This window comes from Polynucleobacter sp. MWH-Braz-FAM2G, assembly GCF_018687635.1.
GTDB lineage: Bacteria > Pseudomonadota > Gammaproteobacteria > Burkholderiales > Burkholderiaceae > Polynucleobacter.
Map to the genome: position 1 here is coordinate 843,317 of NZ_CP061300.1, position 22,966 is coordinate 866,282.

Sequence of the window (22,966 nt, forward strand, 5' to 3'; positions counted from 1 at the left end):
TAAGCCCTTAAGCGGGCTTATTTTCTTTAGGTTGACGTTGAAATCGGGTTGCAGTGCCTTCTTCCCGAATACGCTTCCATACAGAGTCTTTTTCTTCTTGCGAGAAGAAAACCCAGTTACTGACTTCATTTAAGGTTCGACCACAGCCTTGGCAGATTTCATCGTAGAGGGTGGTGCATACGCCAATGCATGGGGAGTCAGATTCATCATCTCCAGTAGATAAGGAGTGTGATCCATCTTGTATGGCTAGTTTAGGGTCGTCATTGCTTCCAGAATTCATGACTGTACTTTAGACGATTTCAGGGGGCTGTGCTCAGAGAGCTCATCCACATAAGCGCCAATGCCTTGATGTTCACGGTCCAAGAAATGTTGAACTGCTCTGGCAAACTGTGTATCAGCAATGTAGTGGGCGGATTGAATGGTCGTTGGTAAGAAACCGCGTGCCATCTTATGCTCTCCCTGAGCGCCTCCCTCGAAGGTTTGAATGTTGTTAGTAATACAGTATTCAATCGCTTGATAGTAGGCAGTTTCAAAATGAAGGCACGGTATATGTTCGATTGCGCCCCAGTATCTTCCGTAAGCCTTAGAGCTTATGGGATCAACAACAATGAGTGATGCAGCTATCGGGGTGCTATTGCGTTCCGCAAGAATCAGATGTAAGTTTTCAGGCATATATTTAGCCCACATCTTAAAAAACGCCTCATTTAGGTAGGGGCTCGAATGATGTTCGATATAGGTATTTTGATAGCAGCGATAAAAAAATTCCCAGTCGGCATTGGTAGATGCTGCTCCCGAAATATGTCTGAAGTGAATGCGTTCACGCGCCACTTGCTCTCGTTCACGTCGAATATTTTTACGACGTTTCATTGTTAGAGCAGATAAAAAATGTTCGAAATTTTGAAAATTTTGGTTATGCCAATGAAACTGCACAGAGTCCCGCAACATAAAACCCTGACACTTAAACTCAATTGCTTCTGATGCGTGAGGAAATAGAACGTGTGCTGAAGAAAGTCCATTTTGAATTGCTAGATTTTTCAATTGCCCAACCAGTTTTGTTCTCACGGTAGAGATATCCATTTGTGGGGCAATTAAGATGCGTGAGCCTTGAACAGGTGTAAACGGCACAGCACATAGTGCCTTAGGAAAATATTGCATTCCTTGTTGCTCATAGGCTTGCGCCCAAGACCAATCAAATACAAACTCCCCATACGAGTGTTGTTTGATATATAGAGGTAATGCGCCAACTAATCGCTTTTTATCGCGCATGACAAGATGAGCTACTTGCCACCCAGTATTGCCACCAACACAGCCAGTTTCTTCTAATGCGTTAAGAAACTCATGTCGTAGAAAAGGGCCAGCGTCTAATGAAAGTAGTGCGTTCCATTGGTTCGCAGGAATGTCGCTTAGACGATCAAGGATTTCAAATTGAAAAGTATCGGGCTCAGCCACGATTAACGCTGAATAAGCTCTATTTTGTAACCATCAGGATCGGTAACAAAAGCAATCACGGTATCGCCCCCAGCAACTGGGCCAGCCTCACGAGTCACATTACCTCCAGCGGACTTGATATTGGCACAAGCTTCATATGCATCTTTAACGCCGATGGCGATATGCCCATAAGCTGTTCCCATCTCATAAGAATGAACGCCATGGTTATAGGTTAGCTCGATCTCTGCATGCCCATCAGCATTGCCTTTGCCGTAACCTACAAAAGCTAAAGAATATTTTTGCTCTGGGCGCTCCGTGGTGCGGAGTAAATTCATTCCCAAAACCTTGGTATAGAAGTCAATTGAGCGATTGAGATCGCCAACTCTGAGCATGGTGTGAAGAATCATCATGTAGATAAATATAACGCTATTTAATTATTTTTGTTTTGCAAGAAAAACCCCGGCATATAGCCGGGGATGGATTTTTTACATTGAGCCGTAGTTGGGGCCACCACCACCTTCAGGTGTTACCCAAACAATATTTTGGCTTGGGTCTTTAATGTCGCAGGTTTTGCAATGCACGCAGTTTTGCGAATTGATTTGCAAGCGTGGCTTGCTATCTGTTTCAACGTATTCATAAACGCCAGCCGGGCAGTAGCGTTGCTCTGGACCTGCATAAGTTTTTAAATTGAGACTTACCGGAACCGAATCATCTTTCAGTGTCAAATGAATGGGTTGATTCTCCGCGTGATTGGTATTGGAGATAAATACTGAGGATAGTCGATCAAATGTAAGTTTGCCATCCGGTTTTGGATAGTCAATTGGTTTGTGTTGGGCTGCAGGCTCTAAGCATTCATGATCGGCATGTTTTAAATGAACAGTCCATGGCATATTGCCACCAAGAACCTTTTGCTCTAAACCTACCATTAAGGTGCCTAAGTAGAGCCCTTTTGACATCCAAGCTTTGAAGTTGCGAGCTTGATTCAGCTCGGTATGTAGCCAGCTATTTTGGAATGCTGTTGGATAAGCAGACAATACATCTGCAGAACGATTTTCATTGATGGCTGCAACAGCGGCCTCGGCAGCAAGCATGCCCGTTTTAATTGCTGCATGACTACCTTTGATACGTGATGCATTGAGGAAGCCAGCATCACAACCAATCAAAGCCCCGCCAGGGAACACGGTTTGCGGAAGGCTATTTAAGCCTCCTGCCGTCAATGCGCGGGCACCATAGGCAATGCGTTTTCCGCCTTCAAAAGTTTCACGAATTTTTGGGTGCAACTTATAACGTTGAAATTCTTCAAAAGGAGAGAGATAGGGGTTTTTATAAGAAAGACCAACCACCAAGCCAACAGCCACTTTGTTGTCACCCAAGTGATATAGGAAAGAGCCACCATAGGTGTCACTTTCAAGTGGCCAGCCCGCAGTGTGAACTACTAGACCTGGCTTACTCTTTGAGGGCTCAACTTCCCAGAGTTCTTTAATTCCAATACCGTAGCTCTGAGGATCGGCATCTTTATCTAAAGCGAACTTTGCTATGAGTTGTTTGCCAAGGTGTCCGCGCGCACCTTCAGCAAAGAGGGTGTATTTGCCGCGCAATTCCATGCCGAGCTGAAACTGATCGGTGGGATTACCTTCTTTATCTAAGCCCATTGATCCGGTGATGACACCGCATACCGCACCTTGTTCGTTATACAAAATGTCTGCCGCAGGAAAGCCCGGAAAAATTTCAACGCCAAGATTTTCTGCTTGCTGTCCTAGCCAGCGAGTGACGTTGGCAAGACTCACAATGTAGTTGCCTTCATTCTTAAAACAATGTGGCAACATCCAATTAGGAACTTGGTATGACTTATCTGTTGTTAAGAATAAAAACTGATCTTCGGAAACTGGGGTATCGAGTGGGGCGCCTAGTTCTTTCCAATCGGGGAAAAGTTCAGTCAGTGCCTTAGGATCCATCACGGCGCCTGAAAGAATATGGGCGCCGATTTCTGAACCTTTTTCAAGCACGCATACGCTAAGCTCTTTTCCGGAGGCATTTGCTAATTGCTTTGCTTTGATTGCGGCAGATAAGCCAGCTGGACCACCCCCAACAATGACAAGGTCGTAATCCATTGAGTCTCTGGGTCCAAATTGCTCTACCAGTTCTGCAGCATTCATGCGATTTCTCCGAAAATTCTTAAAAATGGGGCATTTAAGCCCTAATAGTTTAGTTCTAACTGCAAAAAACCCATTTGGTGCCAGGACCACCTGCCAAAGCTGCCTAAGGCGTTATGATTACTTTTTTACCCATTTTGGCAATATTAGGACAAAAGTTATGAATAAAACTTACCCATCGGCAGTTGATGCCCTGCGGGATATCTTAAAAGACGGACAAAAATTAGCTGTTGGCGGTTTTGGTCTCTGCGGCATTCCTGAGGCTTTGATCCAAGCGGTTAAAGATTTGGGTGCTCAAAATTTGACCGCTATTGCCAATAATGCTGGCGTAGATGGTTTTGGCTTGGGCTTGTTGCTCAATTCTCGCCAAGTGAAGAAAATGGTTGCTTCCTACGTGGGTGAGAATAAGGAGTTTGAACGCCAATACCTTGCTGGTGAATTGGAGTTGGAATTTACCCCACAAGGCACTCTGGCTGAAAAATTACGCGCGGGCGGTTGTGGTATCCCAGCCTTTTACACCAAGACAGGTGTAGGCACTTTAGTTGCTGAAGGCAAAGAAGAGAAAGAATTTGATGGCGAGAGATACATCATGGAACGTTCAATCATTTCAGATATCTCTCTAGTGAAGGCCTGGAAAGCAGATAAATCAGGCAACTTGGTTTATCGCTACACAGCCCGCAACTTCAATCCAGTTGTGGCTATGGCTGGCAAGATTACTGTGGCTGAAGTAGAAGAGATTGTTGAGAATGGCCAATTAGATCCTGATCAGATTCATACCCCTGGCATTTATGTGCATCGCCTAGTTGTCAACGCCAACCCAGAGAAGCGGATTGAGCAGCGCACATTGACGCCAAAAGCTTAATTACACAGAACAGAATATTTAGGAAGATTGATATGCCTTGGACTAGAGATGAAATGGCGGCACGTGCTGCTAAAGAACTAAAAGACGGTTACTACGTAAATTTAGGCATTGGTATGCCTACCTTGGTGGCCAACCATGTTCCAAAAGATATGGAGGTATGGCTGCAGTCAGAGAATGGGTTGTTAGGAATTGGACCATTCCCGACTGAAGAGACTATTGATGCAGATTTAATCAATGCCGGCAAACAAACCGTAACCACTTTGCCTGGTTCTTCAATTTTTTCTTCTGCTGATTCCTTTGGAATGATTCGTGGCGGCAAAATCAATATTGCGATTTTGGGTGCTATGCAGGTAAGCGAGCACGGCGATTTGGCTAACTGGATGATTCCAGGAAAAATGGTCAAAGGCATGGGTGGTGCTATGGACTTAGTTGCTGGAGTCAAGCATGTAGTTGTCTTGATGGAGCACGTGGCCAAAAAGAAAGATGGCACAGAAGAGCTCAAGATTTTGCCTAAATGCACATTGCCACTAACAGGTGTGGGTGTGATTAGCCAAATTATTACGGATCTGTGTGTTTTAGATATCACCCGCGCTGGCTTGAACTTGGTTGAATTGGCTCCTGGCGTGACTAAAGAGGAAGTTATCGCCAAAACTGGTGCCCCTGTTGATACATCAGGTTTCTGATTAGCGTCATTATTTAATGGAATAATGGGTTCACTATGTCGGGTTCCCATCATTTCCATTTTCAGTCGCCAAAGGCAAAGACTCAGTCTGAGTTAGATCCGTCTCTACACGCTCACAAAAAAGGGGATGCACGGCATTCCCATAGCAAGCAAGTCTCCAATCAAAACTTGCTTTTAATCGCACTTGTTTTAACGCTTGGTTTTTCTGGGGTTGAAGGTGCTGCCGCCTATTTTGCTAACTCACTAGCTTTGATATCGGATGCTGGCCATATGGTCACCGATGCAGCAGCTTTAGGTCTTGCTCTGTTAGCACAAATCATTTCACGTCGGCCCCCATCTCCTAAACATTCGTTTGGTTTTGGGCGCGCCGAAGCATTAGCTGCTTTTGTAAATAGTATTGTGATGCTTGGTTTAGTAGTGTGGATTGTGGTTGAGGCGATCAGTCGTTTTTATGATCCACATAAAGTCGATGGCTTAACAGTCACAGTAGTTGCGGCCATTGGTTTGGTAATGAATATCGTGGTTGCATGGGTGCTATCACGCGATAAAAAGAGTGTTAATACTCGCGCTGCCCTAGTGCATGTAATGGGCGATTTACTCGGATCGGTCGCGGCCTTGGTTGCCGGTGTTGTTATTCAGTTGACTGGTTGGATGCCAATTGATGCGATCCTTTCAATTTTAGTTTCGCTTCTCATTCTAAAGTCCACGATCTCTATTCTTCATGAGTCGTACCACTTCCTCATGGAAGGTGTTCCTTTGCACATTGATTACTTGCAAGTGGGGAATGATTTAAAAAATGTTCCAGGGGTTGTCGCAGTACATGATTTACACGTTTGGGAAATGACCCCTAGCTTTCCGGCGTTAATTGGGCATATTGAAATTACTAATATGCAAGAGTGGCCAGAGATCATGTCCAGAATTAATACAATGCTTTTGGATAAGCATGGTATTGATCATGTGACATTGCAACCTGAAGAAGTGGGGGATGATCAAAATCATGAAACTCAGTTGGAAAATATCTTTCATGACGGCGAAACTTTTTATGTCGATTGCTTAAGCGGTGATGAAAAGCATCGCATGGCCTATCACGTTTGGGGAAATCCCAATAACAAGGTATTACTTTGCGTACATGGCCTCACAAGACGTGGTAGTGACTTTAAGACGCTTGCTCAAGCAATGTGCAAAGAGTATTACGTTGTATGTCCAGATATCGTTGGTAGGGGTGAATCAGATCGATTATCTAATCCAATGTTGTACGCCGTTCCGCAGTACGTTTCTGATATTGCGACTCTGGTAAAGAAATTGGGTGTATCTCAGGTAGATTGGTTTGGTACGTCTATGGGTGGCTTGATTGGCATGGTTTATGCATCAATGCCAAATTCGCCTATACGTCGCATGCTCATTAACGATGTGGGTCCACGAATCGAGCCAGAAGCAATTAAGCGTTTGGGTTCTTATGTAGGTCAACCATTTGCTTTTGCTGATCGTGCTGATGCGCTCAATCGCTTAAATGAAATTTGTGCCAGCTTCGGCGAACACACTCCGCAGGAGTGGGAAATTTATAACGGTCCTATGTTGGTTCAGAAGGATGGCAAATGGATCATGCATTACGACCCCAATATTTCAGTACCGTTTGCTTCAGTCAACCCCATCATGGCCAAAGCAGGTGAGATGGCTATGTGGCATGCATTTAAACAAATTCATATTCCGATGCTGATTGTGCGCGGTGGCGACTCTGACCTCTTGTCAGCTGCAACCGTTGCTGAAATGTGCAAAGTGAACCCCTATGCTCGCAGTATTGAGATTCCTCATGTGGGTCATGCGCCTGCATTTGTAAAGCAGGAACAAATTGCTTTAGCAAAAGAGTTCTTCAGCTAATTATTGATTACACATTTCTAGTTGCCTATGGCAAACGTTCCTAGCGATTCGACGAAAGCCCCTCTATTTGTTGATGCTTGGTATGGCGAGCCGGCAGAGCACCATGCTGTTGGTGTAAATCAAATCTTGCAGTCTCTTAATTTGGATGAGGCAACACTCACTGCTGCTATCAATATCGCCCGCACTCACGGCAAAGAAGCGCTTGTAAAACTAATTGGGGATGAACCTGCTAAGTTGCTCATCGGCTACCGAGGATTGCGTCAAGCACACGCAAAGTTGGTGCGGGTTGATGGTGGTTTAAGTGTCGCAGGCCAAGAAGAGATGCTTCGTAAGATGCTATTGGCATTTGGAGATGATTTACGAGTTGTATTAATTTATCTTGCCTCTCGTTTGCAAACTTTGCGCTGGGTGACTCAAGAAAAGATGGAGATGCCCTCCGCCTGGGCTCAAGAACTTCTCAATATAGATGCTTCATTGGCTAATCGTTTAGGTATATGGCAAATGAAATGGGAGATGGAAGACTTAGCCTTCAGGGCTTTGTCACCACAGACTTATCGCGATATTGCCAAGATGTTGGATGCGAAACGAATTGAGCGCCAATCATTTATCGATCAAATTGTTTTGCAACTTGAACAAGAATTAAAGACGGCTCACATTGAAGGTGAAGTTCTTGGAAGGCCTAAGCATATCTACAGTATTTGGAAAAAGATGCAAGGCAAGTCTTTAGATTTCGCTGATCTTTATGACGTTCGTGCATTCCGTGTCTTGGTGGATGATGTGAAGTCTTGCTACGCCGTTTTAGGAATTGTCCATAACGTCTGGCAACCGGTTCCGCGTGAGTTCGATGATTACATTGCAAGGCCAAAACCCAATGGCTATCAATCCTTGCATACAGTAGTTATGAATGATGATGGTGTTGCGTTTGAGATTCAGGTTCGAACTCGGGATATGCATCAGCAGGCTGAGTATGGTCTAGCTGCGCACTGGCGATATAAGGAGGGCGCTTATGCAGGCATGGCCACGCCTCCAAATCCCACAAAAGCCAATAAGCCCAATATTAACCATCAGCCGGGAACGCATAGCGCTGAAGTGGCGTATGAAAGGCAAATTGCATGGGCTCGACAATTAATTTCTTGGAAAGAGGATGCTTGGGAGCAACTGAAACATCATGAAATTGATGACCACATTTATGTCCTCACCCCTTTGGGTAAGGTGATCTCCCTAGAAAAGGGCTCCACACCTATTGATTTTGCTTACGCCGTCCACAGCAATCTTGGTCATCGTTGTCGGGGTGCGCGTGTGGATGGCGCTATGGTTCCTTTGGAAACCGCCCTCAAGAATGGGCAAACTGTAGAGATTATCGCGGTCAAGCACGGTGGCCCATCACGTGATTGGATCAGTCCAGACAAACACTATTTACGATCTCAAAGAGCACGCCAGCGTGTGCGCGCTTGGTTCAATGCGCTTGATGATGAAGAGGCTGGGCAGGCTAGCAAGTCAGCGGAAGCTAAAGTAGATGCAAGTGCTGAGGCAAAAATTCCCACGCCTGAAATTGTGTTGCGCAACAGTGGTCGTAAGAGCGGTCAGAGTGGCGACGTATTGGTAGTAGGGGTTGATTCTTTGCTGACGCAACTGGCGCGTTGTTGCCGTCCAGTGCCTCCAGATGCTATAGCTGGGTTTGTGACGCAGGGGAGAGGTGTTTCTATTCATCGTCGCTCCTGCAAAACATTTAGAGGTCTGTTAGAGCGCGCGCCAGAGCGAGTGATTCAAACGGCCTGGACCGCTTCGGCTGCTGATCCAGTAGCGAATCAAGAGCAAAAACGGGTATTTCCGGCTGATCTAGTGGTTTCCGGCTTAGATCGTCCTGAGTTAATGCGTGAGTTGTTTGAGATTCTTACTAGACAAGGGGTCCACGTGATTGATCTGCGTAAATCCGCAAAAAAAGGTGTAGCGCAGATCCTTTTGACGGTTGAAGTGAAGGACTCAGAGGTCTTGAGGGCGGTTCAAAATAGTCTTGAAGAGGTCAAAGGGGTCACCCAAGTGCGCCGCCGGTGATAAACTCTAGGGCTGTATAGGCTCGTAGCTCAGCTGGTTAGAGCACCACCTTGACATGGTGGGGGTCGTTGGTTCGAGTCCAATCGAGCCTACCAACGAATAAGACCCAAAAAGGACCTTCATTTAGAGGTTCAAAGAGGCGCGGATGCCACAAAGCTACCGCGCTTTCTTTTTGGGAAAGATGTCATGTATGTAGTTCAGTAAATAAGATGGGGTCATCATGCCTGTAGTTACTCTGCCCGATGGATCAAAACGTGAGTTTGAGGCACCAGTTCGTGTTGCGGATGTTGCTCAAAGCATTGGTAGCGGACTTGCAAAGGCTGCTCTTGGTGGAATAGTAGATGGCAAGATGGTTGATACAAGCTTTGTAATTGATAAAGATAGTCAGCTAGCCATCATTACCGACAAGAGTCCTGAAGCCTTGGAAATAGTGCGTCACTCTACAGCACATCTATTGGCATATGCCGTTAAAGAATTATTCCCAGATGCGCAAGTCACTATAGGCCCTGTGATAGAAAATGGTTTTTACTATGACTTCTCTTATCACCGTCCGTTTACACCAGATGATTTAGTTGCTCTCGAAAAGAAAATGACTGAGCTCGCTAAAAAGGATGAGCCAGTAACCCGCACCGTAATGCCACGCGATGAAGCTGTTGAGTTCTTCAAAAAGCAAGGTGAAAACTACAAAGCAGAATTGATTGCTAGCATTCCACAGGGTGAAGATGTTTCGCTATATGCTGAAGGTAAGTTCACTGATTTATGCCGCGGCCCCCATGTGCCATCAACTGGAAAGCTGAAAGTATTTAAGTTGATGAAGCTTGCTGGTGCTTACTGGCGAGGTGATAGCAAGAATGAGATGTTGCAGCGTATCTACGGCACTGCTTGGTTGCGTAAAGAAGATCAAGATGACTACTTGCATATGCTGGAAGAGTCTGAGAAACGTGATCATCGTCGCCTCGGTAAGCAACTTGATTTATTTCATTTTCAGGAAGAAGCACCAGGATTGATTTTCTGGCATCCAAAGGGTTGGTCTATTTGGCAAGAGGTAGAGCAATACATGCGCCGCGTGTATCAACAAGAGGGCTACCAAGAAGTAAAAGCGCCGCAAATTTTAGATCGTGGTCTTTGGGAAAAATCTGGCCACTGGGAAAACTATAAAGAGAACATGTTCACTACCGAGTCGGAGAATCGTGCTTATGCATTAAAGCCGATGAACTGTCCTGGTCACGTACAAATTTATAACTCTGGCTTGCATAGTTATCGTGAACTGCCATTGCGTTTTGGTGAGTTTGGCCAATGTCACCGCAATGAACCATCTGGGGCCTTGCACGGTTTAATGCGTGTGCGTGGTTTTACACAGGATGATGGTCACATCTTCTGTACAGAAGATCAGATTCAGTCAGAGGTTGCTGCCTTCGATAAGGCTGTGCGCGCTGTTTATCGAGATTTTGGCTTTACTGAGGTGGCTGTGAAGCTGGCTTTGCGCCCAGCTAAGCGAGTTGGTGATGATGCTATTTGGGATAAAGCCGAAGAAGCTCTTCGCGGGGCTTTGAAGGCTTCTGGTCAAGAGTGGGAAGAATTGCCAGGTGAGGGTGCTTTTTATGGTCCCAAAATCGAATATCACTTAAAGGACTCTATTGGCCGTACTTGGCAGTGCGGCACGATTCAGGTGGACTTTTCGATGCCGGCGCGTTTAGGTGCTGAGTATGTGGCGGAAGACAATAGTCGCAAGACGCCAGTAATGCTCCATAGGGCAATTGTGGGCTCTTTAGAGCGTTTTATCGGCATTTTGATCGAAAATCACGCTGGAAACATGCCAGTTTGGCTGGCTCCGACTCAGGCGGTAGTCCTCAATATCTCCGGAAATTCTGCTGCATATGCACAACAAGTGCAGCAATTGCTGAAAAAACAAGGGTTTAGAGTCGAATCGGATTTGCGGAACGAGAAAATTACGTATAAAATACGCGAGCACGCATTACAGAAGATCCCATTTTTGCTTGTTGTAGGGGATAAGGAATCAGAAAGTAATTCGGTGGCCGTTCGTGCCCGTGGCGGAGTGGATTTGGGTGTAATGCCTATTGATGCCTTCGTTGCCCGACTCCAGCAGGATATATCCCAGAAAGTCGGACCCGAGCCTAGCTAGGGTTGGAACGGTTTTTATTGTTTTTTTTAAAGGAATTAAGAAGATCGCTACTGAAAAATTGCAGCGCATTAACCGGGAAATTACTGCTCCTGAAGTGCGTTTGATTGGAATTGATGGGGAGCCCATCGGTGTAGTTAAGTTGAGTGAAGCCTTGGCTGCGGCAGAAGAGAAAGAGACCGATTTGGTTGAAATTGCTCCGACGGCTGTGCCACCAGTGGTCCGCATCATGGACTTTGGCAAATTCAAGTACCAAGAAGCCAAGCGACAGCATGAAGCAAAGCTGAAGCAAAAGGTCATTCAGGTGAAGGAAGTGAAGTTCCGCCCTGGTACCGATGATGGTGACTATGGTGTAAAGCTGCGCAACCTAATCCGCTTTTTGGAAGATGGCGATAAGACAAAGATTACGCTGCGGTTTCGGGGTCGTGAAATGGCCCATCAAGAAATCGGAGCAAGAATGTTGGAACGTTTGAAGTTGGACTTGCAAGAGTATGGCCAAGTTGAGCAGTTTCCAAAAATGGAGGGTCGCCAGATGGTGATGGTGTTAGCCCCCATTCGTAAGGCTAAGTAACTGGGGATTTAATCAGACCTGGTTCTTATGTAGGGAGGCATCAGCAGTGAATAACTGAAGGTGCTGGTAGTTTGAAGTGCTTCTGGGTACAGGAAGAGTAACCGTCGGTTGCCACCTATGTTGCACAAGTAATTGAAGGGGTGCTTTATGCCCAAGATGAAGAGTAAGAGTAGTGCTAAAAAGCGCTTCACGGTCCGCGCAGGCGGAACGATCAAACGAGGTCAGGCCTTCAAACGCCACATCCTCACCAAGAAGACCACTAAGAACAAGCGTCATTTACGTGGTTCCGCTGAAGTTGCGAAATCTGACATTAAGTCAATTCGCTCCATGCTTCCATACGCTTAACCTCAGACTAGATTAGGAGAATTCAATGCCAAGAGTCAAACGTGGGGTTACTGCAAGAGCCCGTCATAAGAAAATTACCGATGCAGCTACAGGTTACCGTGGCCGTCGTAAGAACGTATTCCGTATTGCTAAGCAAGCGGTTATGCGTGCTGGTCAATATGCATACCGTGACCGTCGTAACAAGAAACGTGTTTTCCGCGCTTTGTGGATTGCTCGTATCAATGCGGCGGTTCGTCAACATGACATGACCTATAGCGTATTCATGAATGGTATGAAGAAAGCTGCGATCGAACTCGACCGCAAAGTTCTTTCTGATATGGCCATTGCTGACAAAGCTGCATTTGCCGCTTTGGTTACTCGGATCAAGTCCGTAGTAAACGCTACAGCTTAATTCTTAGTTTCTAAACTAAGCTGCAATGGTTTCTCTCGACCACATTGTCGAGGATGCTAAACGTGATTTCCTCGGGGCTGCCGATGCGGCGGCTCTTGAGGACGCGAAAGCCAAGTATCTCGGTAAGTCAGGTGTTCTCACTGAGCGTTTAAAAGCGCTTGGTGGAATGTCGCCTGATGAGCGCAAGAGTGCTGGCGCCCAAATTAATCAAATCAAAACCCAAGTAGAAGCTGCATTACAAGAGCGTCGCCAGGCATTGGCTGATGCCGTATTGATGCAGCGTTTGGCGGCTGAGTCTATTGACGTTTCTTTGCCTGGTCGTGGCCAAGCAGTAGGTAGCTTGCATCCAGTGATGCGCACCTGGGAACGCGTTGAAGAGATCTTTCGTTCGATTGGTTTTGATGTAGCGGACGGTCCTGAAATTGAAACCGATTGGTTTAATTTCACTGCATTAAATAGTCCCGAAAATCATCCTGCGCGTTCGATGCAGGATACTTTTTATATCGATGGCAAGGATGCTCATGAGAAGCCCTTGTTGCTCCGTACGCATACCAGCCCCATTCAAGTGCGTTATGCGAGTGAGCACGTAAAGAAGTACGCCAACGCCGATGTCATGCCACCGATTAAAGTGATTGCGCCTGGCAGAACCTATCGCGTAGACAGTGACGCTACCCATTCGCCTATGTTTCATCAGGTCGAGGGATTGTGGATTGCTGAATCTGTTTCGTTTGCAGATCTCAAAGGTGTCTATACCGATTTTTTGAGAACTTTCTTTGAAACAAACGAGCTGCAAGTTCGTTTTCGCCCATCTTATTTCCCATTCACTGAGCCATCAGCAGAAATAGATATGGCCTTTGGTAGCGGTAAGCTTGCTGGCCGTTGGTTAGAAATTTCCGGAGCAGGTCAAGTGCATCCAAATGTATTGCGTAATATGGGCATTGATCCAGAACGCTATACAGGCTTTGCTTTTGGTTCTGGTTTAGAACGCTTAACGATGTTGCGCTATGGCGTCGATGATTTACGTCTCTTCTTTGAAAACGATTTACGTTTCTTAGCGCAGTTTCCTGCATAACAACATCAACATTACTGAATTTTAGATCGCGCTATGCAATTTTCTGAATCTTGGCTACGTCAATATGTAAATCCATCGCTTGATAGTAATGCGCTTGGTCATGCCATGACAATGGCTGGCCTAGAAGTTGAAGAGCAACATTCTGTTGCGCCAGCATTTACGAAGATTGTGATTGCGCAGATTCTGTCTGCCGAACAACATCCTGATGCAGATCGATTAAGAGTCTGTAAGGTTGATGCTGGCACTGGTCAAGAATTACAAATTGTATGTGGTGCGCCTAATGCGCGTGCTGGCATTAAGATTCCTTGCGCTATGGTTGGCGCTGAATTACCCCCAGCGGAAGCGGGTGGCAAGCCATTCATAATTAAGGTAGGCAAACTACGCGGCGTTGAAAGTCAAGGCATGTTGTGCTCTGGACGTGAGTTGGGCTTAGGCGATGATCACGAAGGCATCTTAGAGTTGCCTGCAGATGCGCCTGTGGGGAAAGATATTCGTGAGTATCTAGATTTGGATGATCAAATCTTTGTAATTAAATTAACCCCGAATAAAGCCGATTGCCTTTCATTAATGGGTATGGCGCGAGAAGTTTCCGCTATCACCGGTGCTGCTCTTTGTGCTCCAAAGTGGACTCCTCCAGCGGTAACAATAGAAGATAAACGTAAAGTGAACGTAGAGAGCAAAGAGCTGTGCGGGCGCTTTGCTGGTCGGGTCATTCGTGGAGTGAATCCAAAAGCCAAAACGCCTGAATGGATTGTGCAGCGCTTAAATCGAGCAGGTCAAAGAAGTATTTCTGCCTTGGTGGATCTCTCGAATTATGTGATGTTAGAGATGGGGCAGCCAACCCATGTGTTTGACATCGATAAATTAAATGGTGAAATTACTGTTCGTTGGGCTAAATCAGGCGAAACACTTGAGCTTTTAAATGGTCAAACAGTCACTTTGCAAGGGCCAGATTCCGCAGGCAAATTACAAGATGCTGGGGTGGTTGCAGATCAGAATGGTCCAGTAGCACTCGCAGGCATTATGGGCGGCAATCATTGCGCAGTATCTGACGATACTAAAAATATCTATGTTGAAGCTGCTTACTGGTTACCATCTGCGATTCAGGGTCGTGCCCGTCGCTTTAACTTTAGTACTGATGCTGCTCACCGATTTGAGCGTGGTGTTGATCCGCAGAACACGGTTAATTGCCTCGAATATCTTTCCGCCTTAATTCTGGAAGTGTGTGGCGGTCAAGCTGGTCCAGTAGATGACCAGATTCTGAATATTCCAGAGCGTAAGCCAGTAAAAATGCGCTTAAGTAGGGCGGAAAAAGTCATTGGAATTCCATTGACTAGTGAAATTGTTGCAGATGTATTCAAACGCCTAGGGTTTGACTTCAAACAAGAGGGTGATGCTTTTGTTGTGACTCCCCCGAGTTATCGTTTTGATATCGAGATCGAAGAAGATTTGATTGAAGAAGTCGCTCGGATGTACGGCTTTGAAAATATTCCCGATCAGCCACCAGTAGCATCTTTAAAGATGAGTGCTAAAGCGGAAGCGAAACGTGGGATTCATTTAATTCGTCAGCGCTTGGCATTACAAGGCTATCAAGAAGCCGTAAACTTTGGTTTTACTGATCTTGAGAGTGAGCAACGCCTTGCTGGCGCCCAAGAGCAAGATCTGATTAAGGTTCTAAATCCGATTGCAAGTCAATATGGCGTCATGCGCAGCACTCTATGGGGTGGTTTGTTGGGTAACCTCAAGGCGAATTTGAATCGCGGAGCAGGGCGTGTTCGTCTATTTGAGACTGGACGTGTATTTAAGCGTGATGCCGCTGCGCAGGAAGCGGATGGAAAAGTTGCTGGATTTCATCAACCGCAAAAGATTGGTGGCTTAGCCTATGGATCTTTTGTGCCAGAGCAATGGGCTAATGCAAGTAGAGCAGTGGATTTCTTTGATGTAAAGGGTGATCTTGAGCGCGTACTTGATCCACTTCATTTTGTAACTGAGGCCGCACAACATCCTGCTTTACATCCAGGCCGCTCAGCTCAGGTCTTGCTTAAATCTGGAAAAAATACTGTTGCCATTGGTTGGGTTGGTGAATTGCATCCAGGCTTACAGCAAGCATATGAACTGCCACAGGCGCCAGTTTTATTTGAATTGGATTTGGAGCCAATTCGTCAATTGGGTCTACCAGTTCCTGAAGAGCTCAGTAAGTTTCCTGCAGTTCAACGTGATTTAGCGTTAGTGGTGAAGCAAAGTGTTTCTGCACAATCTTTACTAGATGCAATGGCTGCAAGTAAACAAAATTTTGTACGCAATATTGAGCTCTTTGATGAGTTCAAACCTAAGGCCGGCTCTAGTAGCATGGCGGATGATGAAAAGAGCTTGGCATTTAGAGTAACCCTGTTGAATCCTCAGGAAACTTTACAAGAACCTCAAATAGATGCAGTAATGGCTGCTTTATTGAGTGCCGTTGAAAAAAAATGCGCAGCACGCTTGCGCTAGGTTTAGTATTAGATATAAATCAAATAAATAGTTACAAAAGAGACTGGCGATGACTGAATTGATTTCTAACGACACCGTTACAAAAAATGAGCTTTCTGAAGCGCTATTTGATCAGGTAGGTTTGAATAAGCGTGAAGCAAAAGATATGATCGATGCGTTTTTTGATCGTATTGGCGAATCGCTTGAAGCTGGCGTGGAAGTGAAAATCTCTGGTTTCGGCAACTTTCAGTTACGCAATAAATCGGCTCGTCCTGGCCGAAACCCAAAGACAGGTCAGATGATTCCGATTGCTGCTAGACGCGTAGTTACTTTTCACGCAAGTCAAAAGCTTAAAGATGTAGTGGAGTCACATGCTCGAGAAAACCGAGTTTGAAGCATGCTCAGCACTGCTGAGCTCTCAACTTCCTCCCATACCTTCTAAACGCTACTTCACTATCGGTGAGGTGGCTGATTTGTGCGGCGTTCGTTCTCATGTATTGCGCTATTGGGAGCAGGAGTTTTCTCAGTTAAGTCCTCAAAAGCGCCGTGGTAATCGTCGCTATTATCAACACCACGAGGTGGTTTTAATTAGAAAGATTCGTTCCCTTCTTTATGAGGAGGGCTTTACTATCAGCGGTGCGCGTAATCGACTTGAAGAGGCTCGTGGGGATCTTCGTCTACGCGAAGAATTGCAAGCTGTCCTGCAGATTCTCTCCAAATAGTTACTGCTACAATTTTGTCTTTCGTCGGGGCGTAGCGCAGCCTGGTAGCGTACATGCATGGGGTGCATGTGGTCGGAGGTTCAAATCCTCTCGCCCCGACCAATTCAATTCCTCCTACCTCTAAAAACTTTTCTATGGCAAGCACTGATAAATCTGTTGAATATTTTGGTCTCAAGATTCCATTTTTGGCGCATCTAGGTGTGGTTCCTGAGTACGCAAAAGATGGCAAGTCACGTATTAGTCTAGAAATTAAGCCGGAATACGAAAATAGCTTCGGAATTGCCCATGGAGGTGTAATCATGACCCTACTTGATTTTGCTATGGGGGCAGCGGCCAGAAGCACTACCGATATTCCTTTGGGGGCTATGACCATTGATATGACAGTCAGTTTCCTACGCCCCAGTATTGGCAAAATCGTGGTTGAGGGCAGTATTTTGAAGCCAGGAAAAACGATTAACTATTGTGAGGCTATTGTTTTAAACGAAGACGGTGAAATTACCGCTAAATCTAGTGGCACTTTTATGCTCAGAAAATCAAAAACACCTTAAATAAATATAAAATTTATAATGATTATGTATTTTAATTAATATAAATCTTATATCACTAATAACTTAAGGTTAATATCTACGATATAAATTCCTTAATTAGAAAATTTATATATAATATTATGGCGTTATTAATTTTTAATAACCTTAATAAATAAACCATTATTCGGAGAGATAAATTAATATGCCTTCTTATAAAGAGCTTTTAGCCCAACGCGAACAGTTGGATAAACAGATTAAAGAAGCTATTGCCCTTGAAAAGGCAGATGGTATTGCAAAGGCAAAAGCGATTATTGAGCAGTACAACCTCACTGCAGGCGATCTATTTAGTCGAAAAGCAGGAGCCAAAAGCGCTGGCGCTAAGGTAGCCCCCAAGTACCGCAATCCTTCTACGGGCGAAACTTGGACTGGTCGTGGTAAGGCTCCAAAATGGATTGAGGGCAGGGATCGTAGTAGCTACTTAATCTAAGTAATTGTTTTAAATAGATTTAATAAAAAGGCCGCGAATAAGCGGCCTTTTACTTTGAGATATTTTGCGCGTGATTTTTAGGCACATTTTCTGGCTAGTGCCTCAAGGAATAGTGGCTCAAGTAACTCGTGTCTACTCCCATAGGGCCAGCTTTCCGCAGACTCTGGGTTGGTCGCAGGGTAGCCAATAATCAGAGGATTTTGTTCAATTAAGCCGTTTTCAAGCTCTTTTTGGATGCTTTCACTAAATGGGTGATTACTTCCTGAGTTCTCGTCGGCAAGCGCCACTACTCCCGGGTGAAGCTTTATAAAACCTTCATCAACTAGGATAGGTATTCGCTGTGTGTCCTTGTTTTTACTTAAATAATGAATTAAATGAACCTGTTCGACAGGAGGGATTAGGGCGTCCAAAAAGATCAAATCGGGCGCGATAGATACAGCCTTCATGAGACCCTCTAAGCTATCTACCGCCATCTCCATATCCACCTTCAATTGCCAGTCAGCTATAGATTCTAGGAGCTCTTGACCATTTTCCGATCTGCGAAAGATTCCCATTGCTACACAGTTTTGAGTGGTTTTCTGTCTCATCGCTCTTTTTCTGCGCTGTAATTGCTGTTCAAGGGAGCTAGCTAATATTCGCCTATGTCCGCCACGAGTTTTCCAGGCAATTAATTCTCCTAATTCAACCATTTTCTGGACAGTGCCTAAAGATACTTGCAAAATCTTGGCGCTTTGTCTTGTGCTGAGATATTCCATTTCTGGGGTAATTGCTTTCATATTTCCCTTAATTTCATTTATCTGTTTGAAGATTTAGAGAATAAAAATCAAAGTCATTTGAATCTGTCGGGAATGTTTTAAACCAAGGTAGGAAAGTTCTTATTAATTCATGCTTAATAGGGAGATACCCCGAATTGCCTAAAAATCAGGGAAAGCCCTTTATGTGCCAATGGGCATTCGTGTTAAATTACTGTCGTAGTACCAGTATTTGCACAGATCAATTCGTGAGACGGTACAGCCGTTAAGCGGATGGTTATAACCACAGTTTTTATTCGGGAAACCCGATGAAAGGTGAGCATCATGATGCAGGACCAAAGAGATAATTCGTATCTCTTCGGCGGAAACGCCCCATATGTAGAGGAACTCTACGAATCCTACTTGCACGATCCAGCTTCTGTAGCTGATCATTGGCGAGATTATTTTGATAACGTGAAACAGGTTCCAGCGGTCGACGGTTCATCTCGAACTGACATTGCTCATGGACCTATTGTTGCTTCTTTTGCTGAGCGCGCAAAGCAAGGTCCAATCAGAACTATTTCTGATTCGGCTGACTCAGAAATGGGCCGCAAACGCGTTGCTGTTCAGCAATTAATTGCCGCGTATCGTAACGTCGGTAATCGCTGGGCAAATTTAGATCCATTAAAGCGGACAGAGCGCCAGGATATTCCTGAGTTAGATCCCGCTTTCTATGGCTTTACTGATGGCGATATGGATATCGTCTTCAATACAAGTAATACATTCTTCGGTAGAAACGAAATGTCTTTGCGCGATTTGCTGCAGGCATTGCGTGAGACATACTGCGGCACGATCGGTGTCGAGTTCATGTTTATCGCCGACCAGAAGATTAAGAAGTGGTGGCAAGAAAAATTAGAATCCATTCGTTCAACACCACAGTTCAATGTGGATGAGAAGCGTCAGATTTTGGATCGAGTTACAGCCGCTGAAGGTCTAGAACGTTACCTCCAAGCCAAGTATGTTGGTCAGAAGCGTTTTTCTCTTGAAGGTGGAGAGAGTTTCATCGCTTGTATGGATGAATTGATTCGCGATGCAGGCAACAAAGGCGTTCAAGAAATTGTTATTGGTATGGCCCACCGCGGTCGTCTCAATGTGTTGGTAAACACTCTAGGCAAGATGCCAAAAGATTTGTTTGCTGAGTTTGAGCACAAAGGACCAGAAACATTACCAGCTGGTGACGTGAAGTATCACCAAGGTTTCTCAAGTGATATTTCTACTCCTGGTGGACCCGTTCACTTATCTTTAGCATTTAACCCCTCCCATCTTGAAATCGTGAACCCAGTAGTAGAGGGTTCTGCACGTGCTCGTATGGAGCGTCGTGGTGATATGTTGGGCGAGCAAGTGATGCCAGTATTGGTGCACGGTGATGCTGCGATTGCAGGCCAAGGAGTCATGCAAGAAACTTTGGCGATGTCTGAAGTGCGCGGATATTCCACCGGCGGCACAGTACATATTGTGATTAATAACCAGATTGGTTTCACAACATCAGATCCGCGCGATTTGCGCTCTAGCTTGTACTGTACTGACATTATGAAGGTAGTGGATGCTCCAGTTCTGCATGTGAATGGTGATGATCCTGAAGCGGTGGTATTGGCAACCAAGTTGGCTGTTGAGTTCCGCATGAAATTCCACAAAGATGTGGCAATTGACATCATCTGCTTCCGTAAGCTTGGTCACAACGAGCAAGATACGCCTGCGATGACTCAGCCATTGATGTACAAAATTATTGCCGCACATCCTGGTACTCGAAAGGTCTATGCCGATAAGTTAGAGGCTCAAGGTGTATTGCCTGCCGGCACTGGCGATTTGATGGTGAAAGAGTATCGCGCTGCCATGGATGAAGGTAAGCAGACATCTGATCCAGTATTAAGCAACTTCAAGGGTAAGTTTGCCGTGGATTGGTCTCCATTCTTGAACAAGAAGTGGACTGATGAGGCAGATACTGCAATTCCATTAACAGAGTGGAAGCGTTTGGCTGAGAAGATCTCGACCATTCCTGAAGGTTTCAAAGCCCATCCATTGGTTGAGAAGGTCTATAAGGACCGCGCCGCTATGGGTAAAGGTGAAATCAATGTTGACTGGGGTATGGGTGAGCACATGGCTTTCGCATCCTTGGTTGCAAGTGGTTACCCAGTCCGCTTATCTGGCGAGGACAGTGGACGCGGTACTTTTACCCACCGTCATGCGGTATTGCATGAGCAAAATCGTGAGAAGTGGGATACCGGCACGTACATAGCGCTTCAACATGTAACCAAAGATCAAGCGCCGTTTGTGGTGATCGACTCGATCCTTTCTGAAGAGGCGGTACTAGGTTTTGAATATGGTTATGCTGCTGCCGAACCAAATACTTTAACGATTTGGGAAGCTCAGTTCGGTGACTTTGCTAACGGTGCTCAAGTAGTTATCGACCAGTTCATCGCCTCTGGTGAAGTGAAGTGGGGTCGTGCAAACGGCTTGGTAATGATGTTGCCGCATGGTTATGAAGGTCAAGGCCCAGAGCATTCTTCTGCACGTCTTGAGCGTTTCATGCAGTTATGTGCCGATACAAATATGCAAGTGATTCAGCCTACAACTGCATCGCAAATCTTCCATGTATTGCGTCGTCAGATGATTCGTCAGTTCCGCAAGCCGCTGATTTTGATGACTCCAAAATCATTGTTACGCAATAAGGAAGCTGCTTCACCTTTATCTGAATTTACTAAAGGTGGATTCCAAACAGTTATTGGTGAGCGTGATGAGTCAATCGATGCCAAGCAGGTCAATCGTTTAGTGATGTGCTCAGGTAAGGTTTATTACGATTTGGTGAAACAACGTGCCGAGAAGAAGATTGGTGATGTTGCCATTATTCGTTTGGAGCAGTTATATCCATTCCCGCATAAAGCATTGACTGCTGAATTGAAGAAGTATCCTAAGCTAGAAGAGGTTGTATGGTGTCAGGACGAGCCACAAAACCAAGGTGCTTGGTTCTTTGTTCAGCACAATATCTTGGAAAATATGTCTGATGGCATGAAGTTGGGCTATGCAGGTCGTCCTGCATCTGCATCTCCAGCTTGTGGCTACGCTCATCTCCACCAAGAACAGCAAAAGTCTTTACTCAATGCGGCATTTGCCAAATTAAAAGGTTACGTGATCACGAAGTAATCGTCTTCATAACTAAACATACACATATATAAATAGGATTAATCATGGCTATTTTCGAAGTTAAAGTTCCTCAACTCTCTGAGTCAGTTGCTGAAGCAACTTTGTTGCAATGGAAAAAGAAGGTTGGCGACGCTGTTGGTCAAGACGAGATTTTGATCGAAATCGAAACAGATAAGGTGGTTCTTGAGGTTCCAGCCCCTTCAGCTGGCGTGTTGACAGAAATCATCGTTGCTGATGGTGGCACCGTAGTTGCTGAACAGTTAATCGCAAAGATTGACAGTACTGCTGTTGCAGCGGCTGCTCCAGCTGCTGCTGCGCCTGCTCCAGCAGCCGCTCCTGCTGCAGCCCCAGCTACTGCTCCTGCCGCTAAAGCTTCAAGCGCAGCCGCAGCTCCTTCTGCGGCAAAAATTTTGGCAGAGAAAAACATTGATGCCGGCCAAGTTGCTGGTTCAGGACGCGATGGCCGTATCACCAAAGGCGATGCATTGAATGCTACTGCTGGTGGTGCTAAGTCTGCTGCATTGCCAAGCGCGCCAATTCCGACTGGTGATCGCCCAGAAGAGCGTGTACCAATGAGCCGTTTACGTGCTCGTATTGCTGAGCGTTTGCTCGAGTCTCAAGCAAACAACGCAATTTTGACTACATTTAATGAAGTCAATATGGGTCCAGTAATTGCATTGCGTAACAAATATAAAGACCAATTTGAAAAGACTCATGGCGTGAAACTAGGTTTCATGTCTTTCTTTGTTAAAGCTGCTACCCATGCTTTGAAGAAATTCCCTTTACTCAACGCTTCTGTTGATGGCAATGACATTGTTTACCACGGCTACTTTGATATTGGTATCGCTGTGAGCTCACCACGTGGTTTGGTAGTTCCGATCCTGCGTGACGTTGATCAAATGAATTTAGCGGACATCGAGAAGAAGATTGCTGAGTTCGGCGTTAAAGCTCGCGAAGGTAAGTTATCTATTGAAGAGTTGACTGGCGGTACATTCTCCATTTCTAACGGTGGTGTATTTGGTTCCATGCTTTCCACTCCAATTATTAACCCACCACAATCCGCTATCTTGGGTATTCATGCTACTAAGGACCGCGCTGTTGTTGAAAATGGTCAAGTAGTAGTTCGTCCAATTAACTACCTAGCATTGTCATATGACCACCGCATCATTGACGGCCGTGAGGCTGTGCTTGGATTGGTTGCTATGAAGGATGCGTTGGAAGATCCTTCACGTCTTCTCCTTGATTTGTAAGA

General features: G+C 45.4%; 21 protein-coding genes and 2 tRNA genes. 18 read left to right on the forward strand and 5 right to left on the reverse strand.

Going from position 1 to position 22,966, the window contains the following annotated elements:
- Positions 1-7 precede the first annotated feature (7 nt).
- The 4 genes from FD973_RS04445 to FD973_RS04460 form a co-directional block, all read right to left on the reverse strand.
- A complete protein-coding gene (locus tag FD973_RS04445; RefSeq protein WP_215324418.1) occupies positions 8-280 on the reverse strand; it encodes a DUF1289 domain-containing protein in 273 nt (90 codons plus the stop codon).
- Entirely contained in the window at positions 277-1,449 is a 1,173-nt protein-coding gene (locus FD973_RS04450; protein ID WP_215324419.1) for a GNAT family N-acetyltransferase, read from the reverse strand. The genes FD973_RS04445 and FD973_RS04450 overlap by 4 nt, the downstream gene beginning before the upstream one ends.
- Positions 1,450-1,451: 2 nt before the next feature.
- Complete coding sequence (gene gloA, locus FD973_RS04455; protein WP_215324420.1) at positions 1,452-1,838, reverse strand: lactoylglutathione lyase; 387 nt, start codon at positions 1,836-1,838, stop codon at positions 1,452-1,454.
- A gap of 75 nt (positions 1,839-1,913) precedes the next feature.
- Positions 1,914-3,584 (reverse strand): electron transfer flavoprotein-ubiquinone oxidoreductase, encoded by a 1,671-nt coding sequence (locus tag FD973_RS04460; RefSeq protein ID WP_215324421.1) that lies wholly within the window; start codon positions 3,582-3,584, stop codon positions 1,914-1,916.
- Between the two features lie 157 nt (positions 3,585-3,741).
- On the opposite strand from FD973_RS04460, the gene FD973_RS04465 reads away from it, so the two are divergent.
- From FD973_RS04465 to FD973_RS04540, 16 genes are all read left to right on the forward strand, one after another.
- Complete coding sequence (locus FD973_RS04465; protein ID WP_215324422.1) at positions 3,742-4,443, forward strand: CoA transferase subunit A; 702 nt, start codon at positions 3,742-3,744, stop codon at positions 4,441-4,443.
- 32 nt (positions 4,444-4,475) lie between these two features.
- Positions 4,476-5,126 (forward strand): CoA transferase subunit B, encoded by a 651-nt coding sequence (locus FD973_RS04470; RefSeq protein WP_215324423.1) that lies wholly within the window; start codon positions 4,476-4,478, stop codon positions 5,124-5,126.
- Positions 5,127-5,161: 35 nt separating this feature from the next.
- A complete protein-coding gene (locus FD973_RS11120; RefSeq protein WP_215324424.1) occupies positions 5,162-7,003 on the forward strand; it encodes an alpha/beta fold hydrolase in 1,842 nt (613 codons plus the stop codon).
- 27 nt (positions 7,004-7,030) lie between these two features.
- Positions 7,031-9,058 carry a bifunctional (p)ppGpp synthetase/guanosine-3',5'-bis(diphosphate) 3'-pyrophosphohydrolase gene (locus FD973_RS04480; RefSeq protein ID WP_215324425.1) on the forward strand — a complete coding sequence of 676 codons (2,028 nt, stop codon included), beginning with the start codon at positions 7,031-7,033 and terminating at the stop codon, positions 9,056-9,058.
- 18 nt (positions 9,059-9,076) lie between these two features.
- Positions 9,077-9,153 (forward strand) — tRNA-Val (locus tag FD973_RS04485).
- 125 nt (positions 9,154-9,278) lie between these two features.
- Entirely contained in the window at positions 9,279-11,201 is a 1,923-nt protein-coding gene (thrS, locus tag FD973_RS04490) for a threonine--tRNA ligase (RefSeq protein ID WP_215324426.1), read from the forward strand.
- 43 nt (positions 11,202-11,244) lie between these two features.
- The gene (infC, locus tag FD973_RS04495; RefSeq protein ID WP_251368870.1) at positions 11,245-11,769 is read left to right on the forward strand and encodes a translation initiation factor IF-3; all 525 of its coding nucleotides are present in this window, start codon (positions 11,245-11,247) and stop codon (positions 11,767-11,769) included.
- 147 nt (positions 11,770-11,916) lie between these two features.
- Complete coding sequence (gene rpmI / locus FD973_RS04500) at positions 11,917-12,114, forward strand: 50S ribosomal protein L35 (RefSeq protein ID WP_215324428.1); 198 nt, start codon at positions 11,917-11,919, stop codon at positions 12,112-12,114.
- A 25-nt stretch (positions 12,115-12,139) separates the two neighbouring features.
- Positions 12,140-12,505: a 50S ribosomal protein L20 gene (rplT, locus tag FD973_RS04505; protein WP_215324429.1), complete on the forward strand. Its 366-nt coding sequence runs from the start codon at positions 12,140-12,142 to the stop codon at positions 12,503-12,505.
- 25 nt (positions 12,506-12,530) lie between these two features.
- Complete coding sequence (pheS, locus tag FD973_RS04510; protein WP_215324430.1) at positions 12,531-13,577, forward strand: phenylalanine--tRNA ligase subunit alpha; 1,047 nt, start codon at positions 12,531-12,533, stop codon at positions 13,575-13,577.
- A 33-nt stretch (positions 13,578-13,610) separates the two neighbouring features.
- Positions 13,611-16,067: a phenylalanine--tRNA ligase subunit beta gene (pheT, locus tag FD973_RS04515; RefSeq protein WP_215324431.1), complete on the forward strand. Its 2,457-nt coding sequence runs from the start codon at positions 13,611-13,613 to the stop codon at positions 16,065-16,067.
- 49 nt (positions 16,068-16,116) lie between these two features.
- On the forward strand, positions 16,117-16,440 hold the full coding sequence (locus FD973_RS04520; RefSeq protein ID WP_215324432.1) for an integration host factor subunit alpha: 324 nt from the start codon (positions 16,117-16,119) through the stop codon (positions 16,438-16,440).
- The gene (locus FD973_RS04525; protein WP_215324433.1) at positions 16,418-16,768 is read left to right on the forward strand and encodes a MerR family transcriptional regulator; all 351 of its coding nucleotides are present in this window, start codon (positions 16,418-16,420) and stop codon (positions 16,766-16,768) included. Before FD973_RS04520 ends, FD973_RS04525 begins: the two co-directional genes overlap by 23 nt.
- A gap of 25 nt (positions 16,769-16,793) precedes the next feature.
- A tRNA-Pro gene (locus FD973_RS04530) sits at positions 16,794-16,870 on the forward strand.
- A gap of 32 nt (positions 16,871-16,902) precedes the next feature.
- Entirely contained in the window at positions 16,903-17,316 is a 414-nt protein-coding gene (locus FD973_RS04535; RefSeq protein ID WP_215324434.1) for a PaaI family thioesterase, read from the forward strand.
- Positions 17,317-17,497: 181 nt separating this feature from the next.
- Positions 17,498-17,782, forward strand: a complete 285-nt coding sequence (locus FD973_RS04540) for an H-NS family nucleoid-associated regulatory protein (RefSeq protein ID WP_215324435.1) — start codon at positions 17,498-17,500, stop codon at positions 17,780-17,782.
- 77 nt (positions 17,783-17,859) lie between these two features.
- Here the strand turns inward: FD973_RS04540 and FD973_RS04545 are convergent, their stop codons facing one another.
- Positions 17,860-18,558, reverse strand: coding sequence for a helix-turn-helix domain-containing protein (locus FD973_RS04545; protein WP_215324436.1), 699 nt, complete (start codon positions 18,556-18,558; stop codon positions 17,860-17,862).
- Positions 18,559-18,858: 300 nt separating this feature from the next.
- Between FD973_RS04545 and FD973_RS04550 the strand changes: the two genes are divergently transcribed.
- Both FD973_RS04550 and odhB read left to right on the forward strand, forming a co-directional pair.
- Positions 18,859-21,714, forward strand: a complete 2,856-nt coding sequence (locus FD973_RS04550) for a 2-oxoglutarate dehydrogenase E1 component (RefSeq protein ID WP_215324437.1) — start codon at positions 18,859-18,861, stop codon at positions 21,712-21,714.
- A 44-nt stretch (positions 21,715-21,758) separates the two neighbouring features.
- Complete coding sequence (gene odhB, locus FD973_RS04555) at positions 21,759-22,964, forward strand: 2-oxoglutarate dehydrogenase complex dihydrolipoyllysine-residue succinyltransferase (protein ID WP_215324438.1); 1,206 nt, start codon at positions 21,759-21,761, stop codon at positions 22,962-22,964.
- The last annotated feature ends 2 nt before the right edge of the window (positions 22,965-22,966 follow it).

Bases quoted from the DNA above. Each gene is read 5' to 3' on its own strand.
- FD973_RS04465 (WP_215324422.1), top strand. From the start codon at position 3,742: ATGAATAAAACTTACCCATCGGCAGTTGATGCCCTGCGGGATATCTTA.
- FD973_RS04550 (WP_215324437.1), top strand. From the start codon at position 18,859: ATGATGCAGGACCAAAGAGATAATTCGTATCTCTTCGGCGGAAACGCC.
- FD973_RS04460 (WP_215324421.1), bottom strand. From the start codon at position 3,584: ATGAATGCTGCAGAACTGGTAGAGCAATTTGGACCCAGAGACTCAATG.
- FD973_RS04545 (WP_215324436.1), bottom strand. From the start codon at position 18,558: ATGAAAGCAATTACCCCAGAAATGGAATATCTCAGCACAAGACAAAGC.
- rpmI (WP_215324428.1), top strand. From the start codon at position 11,917: ATGCCCAAGATGAAGAGTAAGAGTAGTGCTAAAAAGCGCTTCACGGTC.
- FD973_RS04480 (WP_215324425.1), top strand. From the start codon at position 7,031: ATGGCAAACGTTCCTAGCGATTCGACGAAAGCCCCTCTATTTGTTGAT.
- odhB (WP_215324438.1), top strand. From the start codon at position 21,759: ATGGCTATTTTCGAAGTTAAAGTTCCTCAACTCTCTGAGTCAGTTGCT.
- FD973_RS04535 (WP_215324434.1), top strand. From the start codon at position 16,903: ATGGCAAGCACTGATAAATCTGTTGAATATTTTGGTCTCAAGATTCCA.
- FD973_RS04525 (WP_215324433.1), top strand. From the start codon at position 16,418: ATGCTCGAGAAAACCGAGTTTGAAGCATGCTCAGCACTGCTGAGCTCT.
- FD973_RS04540 (WP_215324435.1), top strand. From the start codon at position 17,498: ATGCCTTCTTATAAAGAGCTTTTAGCCCAACGCGAACAGTTGGATAAA.
- FD973_RS04470 (WP_215324423.1), top strand. From the start codon at position 4,476: ATGCCTTGGACTAGAGATGAAATGGCGGCACGTGCTGCTAAAGAACTA.
- FD973_RS04445 (WP_215324418.1), bottom strand. From the start codon at position 280: ATGAATTCTGGAAGCAATGACGACCCTAAACTAGCCATACAAGATGGA.
- gloA (WP_215324420.1), bottom strand. From the start codon at position 1,838: ATGATGATTCTTCACACCATGCTCAGAGTTGGCGATCTCAATCGCTCA.
- FD973_RS04520 (WP_215324432.1), top strand. From the start codon at position 16,117: ATGACTGAATTGATTTCTAACGACACCGTTACAAAAAATGAGCTTTCT.
- FD973_RS11120 (WP_215324424.1), top strand. From the start codon at position 5,162: ATGTCGGGTTCCCATCATTTCCATTTTCAGTCGCCAAAGGCAAAGACT.
- pheS (WP_215324430.1), top strand. From the start codon at position 12,531: ATGGTTTCTCTCGACCACATTGTCGAGGATGCTAAACGTGATTTCCTC.
- pheT (WP_215324431.1), top strand. From the start codon at position 13,611: ATGCAATTTTCTGAATCTTGGCTACGTCAATATGTAAATCCATCGCTT.
- rplT (WP_215324429.1), top strand. From the start codon at position 12,140: ATGCCAAGAGTCAAACGTGGGGTTACTGCAAGAGCCCGTCATAAGAAA.
- thrS (WP_215324426.1), top strand. From the start codon at position 9,279: ATGCCTGTAGTTACTCTGCCCGATGGATCAAAACGTGAGTTTGAGGCA.